Source organism: Pantoea sp. EKM10T (assembly GCF_011800685.1).
GTDB lineage: Bacteria > Pseudomonadota > Gammaproteobacteria > Enterobacterales > Enterobacteriaceae > Pantoea > Pantoea agglomerans.
Genome location: NZ_JAALEU010000001.1, coordinates 285076 through 301579 on the forward strand (window position 1 = coordinate 285076; position 16504 = coordinate 301579).

The window sequence follows — 16504 nt, forward strand, 5'->3', positions numbered from 1 at the left end:
TATTTCGTTACCGGCCGAAGCATCAACCCGCCCCGCCCGCTATTTTTGCGCTATCACCCAAAGGAGGATAGCGATGATTGCCGTACTATTTGAAGCCGAAGCCCGACCCGAACACCAGATGCGTTACCTGCAACTGGCTGCCGACCTTAAACCGCTGCTGATGCAAAACAGCGGGTTTATCTCTCTTGAGCGCTTTCAAAGCCTGACCGATGAGAAAAAAATTCTCTCGCTCTCCTGGTGGCGCGATGAAGAATCGGTGCTGGCCTGGAAGCGCAACCTCTGTCACCAGGCCGCACAGCGTGAAGGCCGCGAGACCCTTTTTGCCGGTTACCGTCTTCGCATCGTCACGCTGATCAGAGAATATGCCTCACAACAGGGAGTAAATTAACATGTTCGATATTCATGTCATCCTGCAAAATAGTCCAGGCACACTTTCCCGGCTCACCACGCTGCTGGGCCGTCATGGGATTGGCCTGGAAGGCGGCGGCCTGTTCTCCTTTGGTGAACAGAGCCACGCTCATTTTCTGGTTGAGGAAGGCGAACGGGCGCGGGCCGTGCTTGAAGCAGAAGGTATCGCCGTCGAGGCAGTTAACGTCCCGCTTATTCGCAGGTTACCGCAACAGCGTCCCGGCGAGCTGGGGGCGATCACTGCACGCCTTGCCGATGCCGGAATCAACATCCTGGTGCAATACAGCGATCACGCTAACCAGCTGATCCTGATTACCGATAACAATCGATCAGCCGCCGGGCTGACCACAGAATGGGCACTGTAATCTGATGGCAACTCCACAACCGCATAACGCACCTGACGATAGCGAAGCACTTGAGAATGCGATTGTGGGCGTCGCCGCCGCAATGGCCGATCCGTCACGGGTGAAGATGCTGTCCGCGCTGATGGATGGACGCGCCTGGACCGCCACCGAACTCAGTGCCGTCACCGACGTGGCGCCCTCAACCGCCAGCGCCCATCTGAACCGGTTGATCACCAGCGGCTTGATCGTCTGCGTGGCGCAGGGGCGTCACCGTTATTACCGACTGACCGGCAGTGACATCGCTACGCTGATTGAGAACATGATGGGCGTGTCCTGGCGACGGATTGCCGCGCCGGCGAGCACCACCCCAACATCACTTCGCTCCGCCCGCACCTGTTACGACCATCTGGCCGGTGAGATTGCGGTGCAGATCTATGCCGCAATGGCGCAACAGGGCTGGATCACGCCGGAAGGCAGCGCTGTCACCCTGTTGGGTCTGCAGCAGTTTGCGGCGTTGCAGATTGATCTGTCACAGCCCGGACGCCGCAGAGCCTGCTGTGGCTGTCTCGACTGGAGTGAGCGCCGGTTCCATCTCGGCGGCTACGCGGGTGCAGCGCTGCTGAGTGCCTTTGAAACGCAAGGCTGGCTAACCCGGCAGCCTGGCTACCGTGAAGTGGTGTTTACCGTAGCGGGCGTCCGACATTTACATCAGATTTTTGGCATAACCTTTCCCTGACGCCTTGCTGCCTGCGTTCTGAACCCTCTTTGCCGCCAGACTCTGCGCTGATGGCCTCAGACAAGCCAGATTCCCCCTATTCGCCTGCAACACGCTTATGAAATCTGTCACATTTCCGCAAACTCATCTCAAACCCACTAACAGGCACAAAAAAACCACCCCGCCACTTAACCCATTGAATCAAAATAATTTTAAGTGATAACGCCTGGCAATCATGCGGCTGGCACATTAATTGATGCCCTTTTTGCACTTATTTAGCGCCGGGCGCTGATCCACTCTTCAGTGACAGGCGCGGCAAAAAGCGTCATACCTTACTGGAGCTACTGATGCAGACAACCTCACCCATGACTCACCGCGCCAGGATTGGCGCAATATTCCGTGTTACCTCAGGCAACTTTCTCGAACAGTTCGACTTCTTCCTGTTCGGTTTCTATGCCACCTATATCGCCCATACCTTTTTCCCGGCCAGCAGTGAGTTCGCCTCACTGATGATGACCTTTGCCGTGTTTGGCGCAGGGTTCCTGATGCGCCCGATTGGCGCGGTAGTGCTGGGGGCGTACATCGATAAGGTTGGCCGTCGTAAAGGGCTGATCGTCACGCTCTCCATCATGGCAGCAGGCACCTTTATGATCGTGCTGATCCCCTCTTACCAGAGTATTGGCCTGTGGGCGCCGCTGCTGGTGCTGATCGGTCGGCTGCTGCAGGGCTTCTCCGCCGGTGCAGAGCTGGGCGGCGTGTCGGTCTATCTCGCAGAGATTGCCACACCAGGCCGCAAGGGCTTCTACACCAGCTGGCAGTCAGGCAGTCAGCAGGTCGCGATTATGGTGGCGGCGGCGATGGGCTTTATCCTCAACGCGGTGCTGGAAGAGAGCGCCATTCGTGAATGGGGCTGGCGCATTCCGTTCCTGTTTGGCTGCCTGATTGTGCCGTTTATTTTCGTGCTGCGTCGCAAGCTGGAAGAGACCCAGGAGTTCAACAACCGTCGCAGCCATCCCGATGTGAAGCAGGTGTTCCGCATCCTGCTCGCCAACTGGCAGGTGGTGATTGCCGGGATGCTGATGGTAGCAATGACCACGACTGCGTTTTACCTGATTACGGTTTACGCGCCGACCTTTGGCAAGAAAGTGCTATTGCTCAGCGCCTCTGACAGCCTGCTGGTGACGTTGCTGGTGGCGGTGTCGAACTTTATCTGGCTGCCGATTGGCGGCGCGATCTCCGACCGCTTTGGCCGTAAGCCTGTGCTGGTCGCCATGACCCTGCTGGCAATAGTCACCACCTATCCGGCTCTGAGCATGCTGGCCGCCGCACCGGGCTTCTCGATGATGCTGGGCGTGCTGCTGTGGCTTTCAATGATCTATGGTCTCTACAACGGCGCGATGATCCCGGCGCTGACTGAAATCATGCCAGCGGAAGTGCGCGTGGCGGGCTTCTCGCTGGCCTATAGCCTGGCAACTGCGCTGTTTGGCGGATTTACGCCGGTGATGTCAACCGGCCTGATTGAGATGACCGGCGATAAAGCCTCGCCAGGCTACTGGATGAGTTTTGCAGCAGTCTGCGCCCTGGGGGCAACACTTTATCTCTATCGTCGTACACGCAGTGCCGTATCGCCTGCCCATGAAACCGTTAGCTGAGGAACGTAAAATGAAACTGAAAACGATGTCGCTTTACGCTGCTCTGCTGTTCAGCGTGGCGGGCAGCGCCACGGCGCAGGCAAAAGAGCTGACGGTGATGATCTCCGGCGGGTTTAAAGCAGCGTGGGATACGCTCTCGCCCCGCTTCGCCCAGCGTGAAGGGATCACTATCAACACCGTCGCCGGTCCGTCTATGGGCAAAACCCCGCAGGCGATTCCGGCCCGACTGGCGCGTGGTGAACCGGCCGATGTGGTGATTATGGTCGGCGATGCGCTAAGCGATCTGCAAAAGCAGGGCGAGACGCTGCCGGGTACACGGGTTGAGCTGGCAGACTCCCGCATCGGCGCGGTGATCAAACAGGGTGCCACGCCGGTTAAGATCGGCAGCGAAAGCGCGCTGCGTACTGCTCTGCTGAACGCCAGCTCCATCGCCTACTCTGACAGCGCCAGCGGTAAGTATGTCAGCAGCCAGCTGTTCAGCCGCCTGGGCATTGAAGATCAGGTTAAGGGGAAAGCGGTGAAGGTTGAGCGCATCCCGGTGGCCTCAGAGGTCGCGGCCGGTAAATACGCTATCGGCTTTCAGCAGGTCAGTGAGCTGCTGCCGGTGCCGGGCGTTACTTTTATTGGCGAACTGCCGGACAAGCTGCAATACACCACCCGCTTCGCCGGTGCCGTGGTGCGCAAGTCAGCGCAGCCGGATGAGGCGGCTAAGCTGCTGCGCTGGCTCGCCTCCTCTGAGGCACAACAGGCGGTGCACGCCAGCGGACTGCACACCGTGAAAGCGTCTAAACCGGTCAGAGACGCTGATACTGTTCAATAATCAGGTTCTCCAGTTCGCCCGCAATATGCGACAGCGACCGGCCATTTTTACGTAGCAGACCCACGGTGCGTTTCACCTGCGGATCGGTCAATGGAACCGCCATCAGCAGGGCGTGATCGTAGCCAGGCATCGACATGGCGGGGACGGCAGCAATGCCCAGCCCCGCCTCAACCATCCCCAGCATGGTGGTGACGTGCCGGGTTTCACAGATACAGGGTTTCTCCGGCATGATCGCCTGCAGCGCCTGATCCAGCAGGTTGCGATTGCCGGAGGTTTTATCCAGCCCGACCCATTCATACTGATAAAACGCCTGCCAGCTCAGACTCTTTTTGCCAGCTATAGGATGGTCACGCCGACAGGCCGCCACGTAGGGATCATCCATCAGCGGCTGGAAATGCACATCCGGCTGCGAGCGGCTGGAAAAACTGATGCCAAAGTCGGCCTGACCGCCAATCACCGCGTCATAAACGTTAGCCGCACTGCTGTCGATCAGTTTGACTCGTACGCGGGGATAGCGCGCCTGAAACAGCCGGATAATGTTGGGCATAAAATAGTAGGCGGCTGACGGCACGCAGGCCACGGTAATCAGTCCCGTGCGGGCTAAGCTCACCTCACTGAGATCGGCCATAACCTCCTCAAAATCAGCCAGCAACTTATCCGAGCGCTGAGCAAACGCATGCCCCTTCAGCGTCAGCGTGACGCGGCGCGTGGTACGCTCAAACAGTTTGATCCCCAGCGAGGTTTCCAGCTTATCTATCCGGCGGCTCAGCGCCGACTGTGAGAGACAGATCGATTCTGCCGCCAGGCGAAAATTGCCAAACTCCACCAGCGCGCGAAACGCGTAGAGATCGTTTAGATCGAAATTAACCGGCATAAATCCCTCTTCCCTTAAACCGCATCATGCTTGTCATCATTTTCGTCACCTTCCGTGAGGGTAAAATCGGTAACAAATCTGCTGAGCAGTTGCTCCAGCGCCTCGCGATCGCTGTCCGGCCAGTGCCGGAAAACGCGCTGATAGACCTGCACGCGCTGCGCATCGATTTTATCGGTCATCGCCCGGCCATCTGCGGTAATGGCTGCCTCGTTAATCCTTTTGTCCTGCTGATTTTTCTGCCGCACGACCAGCCCGGTTTCCTCCAGTTTCGCCACCTGACGGCTGACCGTGCTGTAGTCACGCCCCACCCGATCGGCCAGTTCGCCTACGCCGATCGGCCCGAACCGGCTGACCTGAACCAGCAGCGGAAACAGCGCCCGATCCAGTTCAATACCCGCCGCTTTAATCATCGCCATATCGCGCTGGGGGCGGTTAAGCGCGCCTGCAATCGTCAGCAGACAATTATGCAGCGCATCGTATTTATGTGTATTTTGCACACTTTTCATTGACGCCATCCTGAGGCAGGAATAATGTGTGTACTTTACACCTAATAACTCCCAGACAGAAGGCAGACCAACCATGAAAGCAGCGATAATCGATCAGGCAGGCGCAAAACCTCACTACGGTGACAGACCGGAACCCCAGGCCGGTGAGCATCAGCAGCGGATCACCGTCAGAGCCGCAGCACTCAGCCAGCTGGCGAAAGCCCGGGCGGCGGGCAACCACTACAGCGCCGTTTCGCAATTCCCGTTTATTCCGGGCATTGACGGAACGGGCTACCTCGACAACGGCGAGGCTGTCTACTTTCTGGCTTTTGACTCCGCCTCGGGCAGTATGGCCGAGCGGACGGTGGTCAGTAGAGAACACATCATCCCACTGCCTTCTGGCCTTGATCCGGTGCTGGCAGCAGCTCTCGCGAATCCGGGCATGTCCTCCTGGACAGCGCTGACCCGTCGGGCCGCACTTCGCCCCGGCGAGACCGTGCTGATCAATGGCGCGACCGGCACTTCGGGTCGCCTGGCGATCCGCATTGCCCGCGCGCTGGGTGCAGGCAAAATCATTGCCACCGGCCGTAACAGAGAAACGCTGCAGCAGTTGCACAATGAGGGTGCTGATATCACTCTGACGCTGGATGCGCTGCCCACCGAACTCCCCGCCCTGATGGCAGAGGGCGTTGATGTAGTACTGGATTATCTGTGGGGTGAGAGCGCACTGGCGATCATGACTGCGGCGGTTCGGGGTGGCGAAAAAATCGTGCGCTTTGTGCAGATTGGTTCGCTGAGCGGGCAGGAGATTTCCCTGCACAGTAAGCTGCTGCGCTCATCCGGGCTAACACTGATGGGAAGCGGGCTGGGCAGTGTGCCAGACCGTGAACTGATCGCCTCAATAGGGGAAATGCTGCAGGCCGCCGGACCGCACGGTTTTACCATTCCTTTCCGGTCGCGTCCATTAAGTGATATCGCGGAGGAATGGCAGAGCGACGACAGCCGTTGCCGGACGGTATTTACCCTTCCGTGACCGTCTGCTCCACCTCATGCAGAAATCGACCAGGATAATCGGGTTGGATAGCGTGCTGGGCGCTGTAACGCCCAAACAGCTTATAGCGGTTTAACGCGATGCGGTCATAGGCAAAATTACTGATCGCGTCGGGAAAGTGGCGCAGCACCGCCAGCCCGCGCCACGGGGCCGGCAGGTGCTGCATCACGCGGAACACTGCTTGTGCCCGCAGCCAGTGCTGGTTATCGGCAATGTAGACAATGGTGCTGATGTTCTCTTCCGGCAGTCCGGCCCAGCGCAGCAGCGCTTTGCCCTGCTCGCTCTGCACTGAGGCAAAACGGACCTGCCGCGCCAGATGGTGACGCAGCAGGAACTGAACCCAGCCGTTGCACAGCTTACAGACACCGTCGTAGAGCACGGCGCTTTCACCGGTTTGCAGATAAGGGGGCGACGACATCCTGCAACTCCTCACTCCTCTGATGATGAACTGAAGTGTAGCGGGTTCTGGTCAGTTGCTGCTGCAGCCAGTGAATGACGGCAGCGTGATCCTGGGCGCAGGCATCAACCTCATACACCTGGCCCAGCGCCATCGGAGTGGCCTGTTGTGCCAGCTGGCGCAGTTCCGGCAGATACTCAGCCCCTGGATGGCCCGGCAGCCGCTGCGACAGCCGCGCCTGATAGCGCGCCACCGCCACCTCCGGCTCAATCTTCAGCCACAGCTCCAGCACCTCTTCGACGCCCGCCTGTTTCAGTCCCTGCTCCAGCAGCGTACGGGGCTGGAACCCAAACCAGGCGTCGATCAGCCAGATCTGACTGGCGGGAGCCTGCGCGACGATGTTCCAGATCGCCTGATAGGCCGCGCAGCCCAGTTGCCGGTTACGCTGGCGATCGACCGGCGCAAAAGCGTGCATAAACGGCTCTTTCAGGCTATCGAGCGTCAGCACCGGCCAGCCAAAGTGTTGTGACAGCACGCGCGTCAGGGTGCTTTTACCCGATGCCGGAATACCGTTAACCAGCACCACGCGTTTGGGGGGGATGTTTTGCGTCATAAGATATCGATGACCTCCGCGACACTGCTGGCCTGACGTAACCGGACCAGCGTTTCCTCATCTTCCAGCAGCGACACAATCGCGCGGATCCCCTCTTCTATATGCGCATTGCTGTCACGCGCGCCAAACATAATCACAATGTCCGCTTTATCACTGCCCTCAAACGAGATCGGCTCATTTAACAGAATCATACTGAAACAGTCGCGGATCACCCCCGCGTCCGGTCGCGCATGGGGAATGGCGATCCCCTCCTCAAACACGTAGTAAGCGCCATGGGCCAGCGTATTGGCGATGACCGCATCAGGATAAGAGGCATCGAGATAGCCGCCACTGACCAGGGGTTCGGCAGCCAGCGCGATAACCTGACGCCAGTCCGTGGCGTCGATACCAATCTGAATAGCGTTTGCCTCTTGCAATAACTGCTTAATCGTCATCAGCTCTCCTTAAATCGACTGGCGAACCACATTGCGTAATTCATCGATTTTGACAAACAGCGCATCAATTTCATTGCGATAGCGACGGCTTTTCGCAAATAAGCTTAATGCCCGGTTATATTCCAGCATTAATTGTTTTTGCGTTTCGCCATCACGCGGATTAATAGCCAGCTGCTGCTCCAGTTGCGTTATTTTCTCGCGACTTAATTCCGCCAGATGATCCTGCTGCTGCTCGCTGGGTTGTTCCACAGCCGGAGACTTTTTTAAGAATCCAAACATAGGCTCTCCTGCCCCGTAGCATGTCGGGGTGGCTCAGATTAATAGGTAATTATAAAAGGTTTGACGCAATAAGCCGGTGATGGCGAAACGGGCGATTACCGGAATAGCTGCATCTTCTCTACCAGCACACTGGTTACCGCATCATTGGCCGGCACCAGGAAATTACGCACGCTGTCATTGACCTTGCCTTTTTCAAAGGTCGATTTGCACTGCGCCACCCACTGAACATTCATTTCGGTGCCGACATTGACCTTCTCAATACCGCTGCTGACCGCCAGCCGCATATCTTCATCGCTGACGCCGGTGCCGCCGTGCAGCACCAGTGGCGTGTGGGTTGCCGCCGTGATATCTGCCAGCCGCTGATGCTGAATATGCGCTTTACCGGTGTAAAGCCCATGCACGGTGCCGATGGAGATCGCCAGCATATCGACGCCGGTCTCTTCGACAAAGCGGCGCGCATCTTCCACCGGCGTAAACGCAATCGCCTCCATCTCCACACATTTACCATCTTCCGAGCCGCCAATCGCGCCCAGCTCCGCTTCTACCGAAACATCGTGCGGACGCGCCATATCGATCACCCGGCGGGTATTGGCAATATTCTCCTCAATTGACAGATGGGACCCGTCATACATCACGGAACTGAATCCGGCATCAATCGCTGTCTGAATTGCCGCTAAATCGGAACAGTGATCGAGATGCAGACAGGTCGGGACATTTTTGCTCTCTGACAGCGATTTAATGGCATCGACCAGTAATTTATGGCCGAGATATTTCGCCGTACCGGTGGAGATCTGAATCATTAACGGACTATTGGTTTTCTCTGCCGCTTTAAAATAGGCGGGCAGCATCTCCAGGCAGTGAAGATTAAAAGAACCCACCGCTTTAAAGTCGCGCTGTTTAGCCAGCTGTAACAGATCGGCGAAGTTATAAAGTTTCATGGATTTTTTCCTCTTGAGGTTTTGTGGATTTGCCATTAACAAACCAGGCAAGCGCGGTAACAAAGGCAATAAACAGGGCGACGAACAGCCAGTTATTCTGGAAGGCGTGGCCGAGCACCAGGCCGGTACTGATGACATCTGAGTCACTGAAGGTCACACCGGTGAAGCCATAGCTCTCCAGCATCGGCACCAGGATGGCGGGCAGAATGGTGATAAAGAGGCCGTGGACGAAGCCGCCGATCATCGCGCCGCGCCGTCCGCCCATGGCATTACCAAATACCCCGGCGGTGCCACCGGCAAAGAAGTTGGTCAGCAGGCCAGGCAGGATCATCGCCAGACCAAACATCGGGAAGACGAGCATGCCGACAATTGAGCCGAGCGTGGTGGCGAGAAAGCCAACAATCACCGCGTTCGGGGCATAGGGAAACATCACCGGGCAGTCCAGCGCCGGTTTGGCATCCGGCACGACACGCATGGCGATACCGCGGAAGGCAGGCACCAGCTCGTTCAGCAATAGACGAACGCCGCTGTAGAGCACAAAGACTCCGGCCACGAACTGAATCGACTGCATAAAGGCGTACATCAGGTAGTTCATGCCGTTGCTGTACTGGGCGATAAACGCCGGACCGGCCGCCACGGCGGGGATCAGGTACATCGGCACCATCACCAGCGCCATCGACAGATAGGTATCCTGCAGAAACTTGAAGTTATCGGGCAGCTTAAGATCTTCAGTGGATCGCGATCCTTTGCCGACCACTTTGGCGACCGCCGCAGTGACCAGATAACCAATGGTGCAGAAGTGACCCAGGGCAACGTCGTCCGAATCGGTAATACGCCGTACCACCGGCTGCGCCAGCGCAGGCATCACCACGGCCATGATCCCGCCAAAGATACCGCCGGTCAGGATCAGCGGCAGACCGGTCAGCCCCGCTTTATAGCCAATCACCGCGCCAATCGTCGCCATCCACAGCAGGGCCTGGCCGGTGAGGAAGATGTACTTAAAGGGCGTCAGTCGCGCGATGATGATATTGACGATAAAGATCACCAGCAGCGTCAGTGCCACTTCAGACCCCAGCTCACGGTTAGCCAGCCCGGCAATGGCGGCAACATCGGTGATATAGCCGCGCATGCCAAAGCCGTGGGTAAAAATGGTATTGAGGAACGTCAGGGTTCCCACAATAATATTGATACCCGCCATCATAATTAAAAAACCGAGCAGGGTTTTAAAGGTGCCTTCCACCACCTTGCCTGCGGATTTCTTTTGCAGCAGCAGACCAATCAGGGCAATAAAGGCGATCAGAATAGACGCCTGCCCCAGCAGATCTTTTACCAGGAAGTCGATCACACTATTCATGGGCGGCGACCTTTACGTTGCGTTCTTTTAAAAAGGCCAGGATCTTCTGCTCTATTTCCGCTTTATCGGTGAGTCGGTTAAGAATAATGACCCGCTTAATCTGTTCCGGACTGGCGTCGGCATTTAACACATCGGCAAAGGCTTTTTGCGTCAGAATCATGTCCGACTTAAAGGCATTCGCTTCTGAAATGGTGGTGTGATCGATATCGGCCTCAATCTCCAGTTTTTTTAAAACCGCTTTTGCGCTCATCTCAATCGCAAAACTGGATCCTAAGCCACAACCACAGACACATAATATTTTCAGCATGGTTTTCTCCTCACAATATATTGAGTTGTTTAGCGAGTTTGTAATGGTGCCCGTCAATATCGACCAGGCGTTTTTGCATGCTTATTAAATCAATCGGAATCGGTTTATTGCTGCCGTTAATAATGACCGCTTTATTCCGCATGCCTGACTGAATACAACGCACCACTTCACTGGCCATAATGGTGCCCTGATAAATCTCTTCGCAGGTGGGATCACCATTCCGCAGCCCGTAACCGAGGATAGTTTTACGGACGCGTACGCCAATAAGCGGCTCAAGCTGTTTGATTAAGGTGTCGATAGCCCCCTGAAAACCGGGCGAATATTCGCGGGTGTAGCCTTCTGAACAGAGAATGATCACGCTGTTCTGTTCTGCCAGTCGCTGGGTGATGCGCTGCGCCAGCTGTGGCAAAGGAATCTGGCACTCCGGGATCAGCGCAATGTCCGCGTTGGATTTAATCGCCGACTGCAGGGTTAATTCGCCGCAGTAACCGCCGAGTAACTCCAGCATAAATACCCGGCCAGGTAAGGCGCGCCCGGTATTCCGCAGTTTCGCGACCTCTTTTAATACCTGCTCGCAGGCGGTGGAAAAACCCAGGGTGTAATCACTGCCGAAGACATCATTATCGATAGTCATGCCGACACCGAAACAATTAACGCCAGACTCCGACAGGGTATGGAGAAATTGCAGCGACCCGTCACCGCCCGCCATAATTAACACTTCAATACGGGCGATTTTCAGCTGGCGGGCAATACATTCATATTCGCTGCGCACCAGTTTCTTTTGCGTGCGTCCCGATTGCATAACCGGAATCGGGGCGATGGAAAAGTCGAGCAGATCACGCTGGCTGATATCACGATGGTTATTTGCCAGCAGGCCGGGAATACCACCATCAAATATCACGATCTCCGCCTGCGTCAGACGCCCTAACTGGAAGACAAAATTATTAATGCCGGTTACATCACCGCCACTAATCACCATTCCAATTCGCATTTCCCTCACCTCGCTGTCTTAATCTGCTGAGGGCCATTCTTCCGGTTCGTGGGGTTGCTATTTGCAGAGGAGATCACAGTTACGAGCGGTATTTTTTGGGCGGGGTTATTGACAGGGGTGTCTGAACGGCGGTTTATGAGATCAAAATCACACTATTTGCGGGAAGGCAGATTAGAGCGAAACGATATAAATCAAAGGGTTAGTTCAGAAGGCATCTGAATTTTATTTCGCCACACAGCGGCACTGAGTGGCTTATTCCGTGCTGTTGCAAATTTGTGACTTTCGCCTCATTTTCCCGGTTCCGGGCCAGATAAAGCGTTCAGAAAATAGTTGATGAGGAGATATCCGGATTATTTTATGGCAGAGAAACAGGCGGGCAGAATAGATTTCAGAGGGGAAGAAGGCGCAGAAAAAACGAATAAGGGGCGTAGCAGCAAGCCGCTACGTCCCAAAAAGCTTACTTGGCGTAGGCTTCAGTAGACAGAGTCAGAGTGACCTCGTCGCTTACCGCTGGGACATATTTGTCCAGCTTAAAGTCAGAACGCTTGATGGTGCCGGTGGCATCAAAACCAATCGCCTGCTTTTTCACCATCGGATGCTCGCCCTGCTTGTTCAGCGTCGCGTGCAGCGTAACTGGCTTGGTGATCCCTTTCAGGGTCAGGTTGCCTTCAACATCAAATTTGTTGTCGCCCTTCGCCACCACTTTGGTGCTGTGGAAGGTCGCAGTCGGATATTTAGCGGTGTCGAAGTACTCAGCGCCTTTGAATTCTTTGGTCAGCGCAGCCACGTGGCTGTCGATTTTGCTGACTGGCAGGGTCACGTCAACGCGTGATGCCTCTGGATGATCTTTATCAAACACCAGGTTACCGGTTGCATCAGGGATATCAGCGGTAGGGTTTGAGAAGCCGAAGTGGTTCCAGGCAACAATTACCGACGTATGCTCAGGATTCAGCTGGTAGTGCATCGCCTCAGCCTGAGACAACGGGGCGTAGAGGGTGGCAGCGGCTAACAGGGGCAGTGCAATACGTTTGAAGTTTTTCACGGTCAATTCCTTATGCGGACAAAGTGAATTGAGTGTGGTCCAGTTCGCCCGGAATAGACAGTGAAGAGATTTGTCGGTAATTTTCAAATAAATTCAGCAACTTTATACCGGGCGCTACACATTCTCGCCGCCGGTGAACAGCACCCGCCAGCGGCGGCGATCCTGAATCAGCGTGCGGTGAAGCTGTTGCAGATCCGCAAGTGTCAGCGCCTCAATCTGCGCCGCATCCGGTTCTGCCAGGCCATTGTCAGCGCGTAAGCACGCCAGTGGCTGATCCACTTCCCGGCTCAGAAGACGCGCTTTCAGTGCCGCCAGATCGTAACCCGCCAGCGTCTCGTTCAGTGACCGCAGGAAGTTGCGGCAGTAGCGCAGCAGTGACAGCGCGCTGTAATCGGGCGACTGCAGCGCAAACAGCACCCCATCTTCATCGGCACAGCGCATATAGCGGCTGCTCACCACATAACCGATAGGCTGCTCAACGCGATAGCGCTGGAAAAAGCGCGGCTCGTAGATCAGCGCCAGCGCGCGAAGCGCCGCCAGCTGTTCAGGTCGATGCAGCGGGATAAACAGCAGCAGAGCATTGTCCGCGCTGCTGTGTGGCAGGCGCGTCATACCGGTTTGCGTCGTCATGCGCTTTGGCGGCGTGTCAGGGTTAACCGGTAGCGACAGTGCGCTCAGCCGCCGGGCAATCAGTGAATGCAGTGCCGCGTTGCCGCCTTTCAGCGCCGCCCGCCAGCAATGTGGCGTAATGGTGGCGGCCAGCTGCCAGGGCAACTGCCGCAACAGTGCACGAATCGCGATGCTTTCTCCCGAAGAAGGCTGCGCCGCCTCAACCGGCAGCGTCAGTGCGGCGACGATCTGGCTCAGCGCCCGGTCAGCCACCGCCTCATCCGGCGTCAGTTGTAGCGTCAGTTGCCACACGCCCTCCACTTCCTGCCAGCTGCCGTTGCCGCCCTGATGACGCAACGCAGCAAACAGCGGACGTAACCGCCGTCCCAGCGCTTCGCCTGTCGCTTCGGTGAACGTTGACCAGAACTCTGGTCGCAGGATCAGCGTCGCCTGCAGGTCATCAGGCTGATGATGCGGCAATGCCACCGCCTGTGCGGGCAGCGGCTCAGACGTTAAGGCGGTCTCGAACGGGTAGAATGTGAAATTCGCCGGAGGTAGCGCCTCAGACGGGGCTGGTTGCCAGGCGGTCAGCGCAAGGCTGAATCCCTGCGTCTGAAGGGTTTCCTCAGCCGGGTGCGACGTGCAGAACAGCAGCGTGCCCGGCGCGTCGGTGAGACGCGCCAGCAGCGGCTGTAACGCAGGCACGGCTTCATCTGGCGCAAAGCCGATTGCGCGCTGGCGTAACTGCTCCATCGGTGACAGCGTCACGAATCGCTGCTGCGCCAGCTGGTGGTAGTGTTGATGTTGTGGCTTATTCGTGTGGCGCAGTGCATCCAGATTACGGTCGATCAAGACATTAACGATTTCGGGTTGATGCGTTTCAACGCCCAGCGCCAGCCAGAGCGCGCCTCCCGCCTGATAGATCCACTTCAGCTCCAGCGACTCCGCCAGCCCCTGCTCACGAAGGGTAGCCAGCAGCGATCCGGGTGCTTCATCCAGCAGAAATTCACGCCATAACGTGACACCGTCACTGTTATCCAGTATCCAGCTGCGCCATAGCGCCCCAGGTGCGGTCTCTGCCAGCTGCCAGCAGGTATCGCTGTTCAGCTGCGGCGGTGGCAGATCCTGTCGCCACTGACCGGAGGGCAGCGCGGCAGCAACGTTACGCGCCAGCTGTTCCAGCTCATCCAGTGAGTGCGGCCCCTGCAGCCAGAGCCGCATATTGCTGGCGAAGTAGTAGCGCTGGTGGAACTGGCGCAGGGCCCGCTGTAGTGCAGAGAGCTCATCGCCAAAACTCGCCCGGCTGCCAATATGGAACCGGTGGAATTCCGCAGGTGACGCGGCGGCGTGCAGCAGTGCCGCTTCAATGCGTGACGGCTGATGACGCTGCAATAGCTGATATTCCGCATCAATCACCGCCACTTCCTGACCGATTGCCTGATTATCAAGCAGCGGATGGCAGACCATATCCTGCAGCCGCGCCAGCCCGTCAGCCAGCAGCGACGGCGTAACCTCAAAAAAGAACGCGCTGCGCCGGGCCAGCGTGGTGGCATTAACCCTGCCACCCTGCGTCTGAATCCAGCTCATCAACCGGCCCTCATCAGGCCAGCCGGTGCTGCCGGTGAACAGCAGATGTTCCAGCAAATGCGCCAGTCCGGGCCAGCGATCGGGTTCGTCGTGACTCCCCGCGCCCACCTGAATCAGGGCGGCGGCCTGGCTGGCATCGGGCTGATGCACCAGTTCAACCGTCAGACCGTTTATCTCCAGGCAACGCGTTTTCATCAGAGGTTCCGTGTTTTATAGATCAGTTGTGAGTTGCTGCGGTTACGGAACTGCAGCTGACCAATTTTAATGTCGCTGCAATCCGCCTCACGCCGGGCGTCAAGGATTTTGCCGTGATGCGGTGATTTGCTGCAAACCGGATCGGTGTTGTCGGCATTGCCGGTCAGCATGTAAGCCTGACAGCGACAGCCGCCAAAATCTTTCTCTTTCTCATCACAGGAGCGGCATGGCTCTGGCATCCATTCAAAACCGCGATAACGGTTGAAGCCGAATGAGTTATACCAGATATCGTCCAGACTTTGCGTCAGCACTGAGGGAAATTCTATCGGGAGCTGACGCGCACTGTGGCACGGCAGCGCGGTGCCCTCTGGCGTAACGCTGAGGAAGATGGCGCCCCAGCCACCCATGCAGGGCTTAGGGCGCTCTTCGTAGTAGTCTGGCGTCACAAACAGCAGATTGGTCAGATTGCCGGTGGTGCTCATCCGCTCGCGGTAGGTTTTCACCACCGCCTCTGCGCGGGCGATCTGCTCGCGGGTGGGCAGCAGACCTTCGCGGTTGAGCTGCGCCCAGCCGTAGAACTGACAGGTCGCCAGTTCCACGTCATCCGCGTCCAGCTCAATGCAGAGATCGATGATCCTGTCGATCTGGTCGATGTTATGGCGATGCAGTACAAAGTTCAGCACCATCGGATAGCCGTGGGCTTTCACCGCTTTCGCCATCTCCAGCTTCTGCTGAAACGCTTTTTTCGAACCGGCCAGCGCCGCATTCAGGGTTTCGTCACTCGCCTGGAAGCTGATCTGGATATGATCCAGCCCCGCCTCGCTGAACGCATCCAGCTTCTTCTCCGTCAGGCCGATGCCCGAGGTGATCAGGTTGGTGTAGAAGCCAAGGTCGCGCGCCGCTTTGATCAGCTCCGGCAGATCTTTACGGACCAGCGGCTCGCCGCCGGAGAATCCGAGCTGCACGCTGCCCATCGCCCGCGCCTGACGAAACACCTCAATCCACTGTTCGGTGGTCAGCTCCTTCTCCTGCTGGGCGAAATCCAGCGGGTTGGAGCAGTAGGGACACTGCAGCGGACAGCGATAGGTCAGCTCGGCAAGCAGCCAGAGCGGCGGATTCACGTCAGGTTTATGCGGGGTCACGGAACTGTATCCACTTCTGTTCATAGGCTGATTGCAGGAACTCTAAAACATCTGCACCCACGCCGCCCGCTTCCGGAAAACGGCTATCCAGCGTTGCGATAATCGCGGCGATATCCTGCTTGCCATCCACCAGCTCAAGGATGGCGGCGGCGGTTTCGTTCAGCTTCGCCATGCCTTCGGGATAGAGCACCACATGGGTATCCTGAGCGGCTTCCCACTGCATGCGGTAGCCGCGACGAAACGCGGCAATCGAGTTTTCATTCATCT

At 57.0% G+C, this 16504-nt stretch carries 20 protein-coding genes; 6 read left to right on the forward strand and 14 right to left on the reverse strand.

The window, feature by feature from the left end:
- The first annotated feature begins 73 nt into the window (after positions 1-73).
- The 5 genes from HFD95_RS01330 to HFD95_RS01350 all read left to right on the forward strand — a co-directional run bounded on the left by HFD95_RS01330 (position 74) and on the right by HFD95_RS01350 (position 3939).
- Entirely contained in the window at positions 74-388 is a 315-nt protein-coding gene (locus HFD95_RS01330; protein WP_010245030.1) for an antibiotic biosynthesis monooxygenase, read from the forward strand.
- Between the two features lies 1 nt (position 389).
- Positions 390-773: an amino acid-binding protein gene (locus tag HFD95_RS01335; RefSeq protein ID WP_010245033.1), complete on the forward strand. Its 384-nt coding sequence runs from the start codon at positions 390-392 to the stop codon at positions 771-773.
- A gap of 4 nt (positions 774-777) precedes the next feature.
- The gene (locus HFD95_RS01340; protein WP_033757596.1) at positions 778-1488 is read left to right on the forward strand and encodes a helix-turn-helix transcriptional regulator; all 711 of its coding nucleotides are present in this window, start codon (positions 778-780) and stop codon (positions 1486-1488) included.
- Positions 1489-1811: 323 nt separating this feature from the next.
- On the forward strand, positions 1812-3119 hold the full coding sequence (locus HFD95_RS01345; protein WP_088234226.1) for an MFS transporter: 1308 nt from the start codon (positions 1812-1814) through the stop codon (positions 3117-3119).
- A gap of 10 nt (positions 3120-3129) precedes the next feature.
- Positions 3130-3939, forward strand: a complete 810-nt coding sequence (locus HFD95_RS01350; RefSeq protein ID WP_033757594.1) for a substrate-binding domain-containing protein — start codon at positions 3130-3132, stop codon at positions 3937-3939.
- Here HFD95_RS01350 and HFD95_RS01355 read toward each other — a convergent pair.
- Both HFD95_RS01355 and HFD95_RS01360 read right to left on the reverse strand, forming a co-directional pair.
- Positions 3914-4813, reverse strand: a complete 900-nt coding sequence (locus HFD95_RS01355) for a LysR family transcriptional regulator (protein ID WP_010670120.1) — start codon at positions 4811-4813, stop codon at positions 3914-3916. The genes HFD95_RS01350 and HFD95_RS01355 overlap by 26 nt on opposite strands.
- 14 nt (positions 4814-4827) lie before the next feature.
- Entirely contained in the window at positions 4828-5319 is a 492-nt protein-coding gene (locus tag HFD95_RS01360; protein ID WP_010670119.1) for a MarR family winged helix-turn-helix transcriptional regulator, read from the reverse strand.
- A gap of 73 nt (positions 5320-5392) precedes the next feature.
- Here HFD95_RS01360 and HFD95_RS01365 point away from each other — a divergent pair, with 73 nt between their 5' ends.
- Complete coding sequence (locus HFD95_RS01365) at positions 5393-6331, forward strand: zinc-binding alcohol dehydrogenase family protein (protein WP_010670118.1); 939 nt, start codon at positions 5393-5395, stop codon at positions 6329-6331.
- Here HFD95_RS01365 and HFD95_RS01370 read toward each other — a convergent pair.
- The 12 genes from HFD95_RS01370 to pqqD all read right to left on the reverse strand — a co-directional run bounded on the left by HFD95_RS01370 (position 6318) and on the right by pqqD (position 16502).
- Positions 6318-6767 carry a thiol-disulfide oxidoreductase DCC family protein gene (locus HFD95_RS01370; RefSeq protein WP_033779212.1) on the reverse strand — a complete coding sequence of 150 codons (450 nt, stop codon included), beginning with the start codon at positions 6765-6767 and terminating at the stop codon, positions 6318-6320. The two genes, HFD95_RS01365 and HFD95_RS01370, sit on opposite strands and share 14 nt — an antisense overlap.
- Positions 6736-7359 (reverse strand): ATP-binding protein, encoded by a 624-nt coding sequence (locus tag HFD95_RS01375; RefSeq protein WP_163851504.1) that lies wholly within the window; start codon positions 7357-7359, stop codon positions 6736-6738. Before HFD95_RS01375 ends, HFD95_RS01370 begins: the two co-directional genes overlap by 32 nt.
- Positions 7356-7793 (reverse strand): PTS sugar transporter subunit IIA, encoded by a 438-nt coding sequence (locus HFD95_RS01380; RefSeq protein WP_010245049.1) that lies wholly within the window; start codon positions 7791-7793, stop codon positions 7356-7358. The genes HFD95_RS01375 and HFD95_RS01380 overlap by 4 nt, the downstream gene beginning before the upstream one ends.
- 9 nt (positions 7794-7802) lie before the next feature.
- Complete coding sequence (locus HFD95_RS01385) at positions 7803-8072, reverse strand: hypothetical protein (RefSeq protein WP_010245053.1); 270 nt, start codon at positions 8070-8072, stop codon at positions 7803-7805.
- Between the two features lie 95 nt (positions 8073-8167).
- Positions 8168-9010, reverse strand: a complete 843-nt coding sequence (locus HFD95_RS01390; protein WP_045140371.1) for a class II fructose-bisphosphate aldolase — start codon at positions 9008-9010, stop codon at positions 8168-8170.
- A complete protein-coding gene (locus HFD95_RS01395) occupies positions 8997-10364 on the reverse strand; it encodes a PTS sugar transporter subunit IIC (RefSeq protein ID WP_008925155.1) in 1368 nt (455 codons plus the stop codon). The genes HFD95_RS01390 and HFD95_RS01395 overlap by 14 nt, the downstream gene beginning before the upstream one ends.
- Positions 10357-10671, reverse strand: a complete 315-nt coding sequence (locus tag HFD95_RS01400; RefSeq protein ID WP_010245062.1) for a PTS sugar transporter subunit IIB — start codon at positions 10669-10671, stop codon at positions 10357-10359. Before HFD95_RS01400 ends, HFD95_RS01395 begins: the two co-directional genes overlap by 8 nt.
- Positions 10672-10681: 10 nt before the next feature.
- Positions 10682-11662, reverse strand: coding sequence for a 6-phosphofructokinase (locus HFD95_RS01405; protein WP_159226411.1), 981 nt, complete (start codon positions 11660-11662; stop codon positions 10682-10684).
- Positions 11663-12119: 457 nt separating this feature from the next.
- Positions 12120-12704: a YceI family protein gene (locus tag HFD95_RS01410; protein ID WP_010245067.1), complete on the reverse strand. Its 585-nt coding sequence runs from the start codon at positions 12702-12704 to the stop codon at positions 12120-12122.
- 114 nt (positions 12705-12818) lie between these two features.
- A complete protein-coding gene (pqqF, locus tag HFD95_RS01415; protein ID WP_167429735.1) occupies positions 12819-15095 on the reverse strand; it encodes a pyrroloquinoline quinone biosynthesis protein PqqF in 2277 nt (758 codons plus the stop codon).
- A complete protein-coding gene (pqqE, locus tag HFD95_RS01420) occupies positions 15095-16261 on the reverse strand; it encodes a pyrroloquinoline quinone biosynthesis protein PqqE (protein WP_167429736.1) in 1167 nt (388 codons plus the stop codon). Before pqqE ends, pqqF begins: the two co-directional genes overlap by 1 nt.
- Positions 16224-16502: a pyrroloquinoline quinone biosynthesis peptide chaperone PqqD gene (gene pqqD, locus HFD95_RS01425; protein WP_010245072.1), complete on the reverse strand. Its 279-nt coding sequence runs from the start codon at positions 16500-16502 to the stop codon at positions 16224-16226. Before pqqD ends, pqqE begins: the two co-directional genes overlap by 38 nt.
- Positions 16503-16504: the final 2 nt, after the last annotated feature.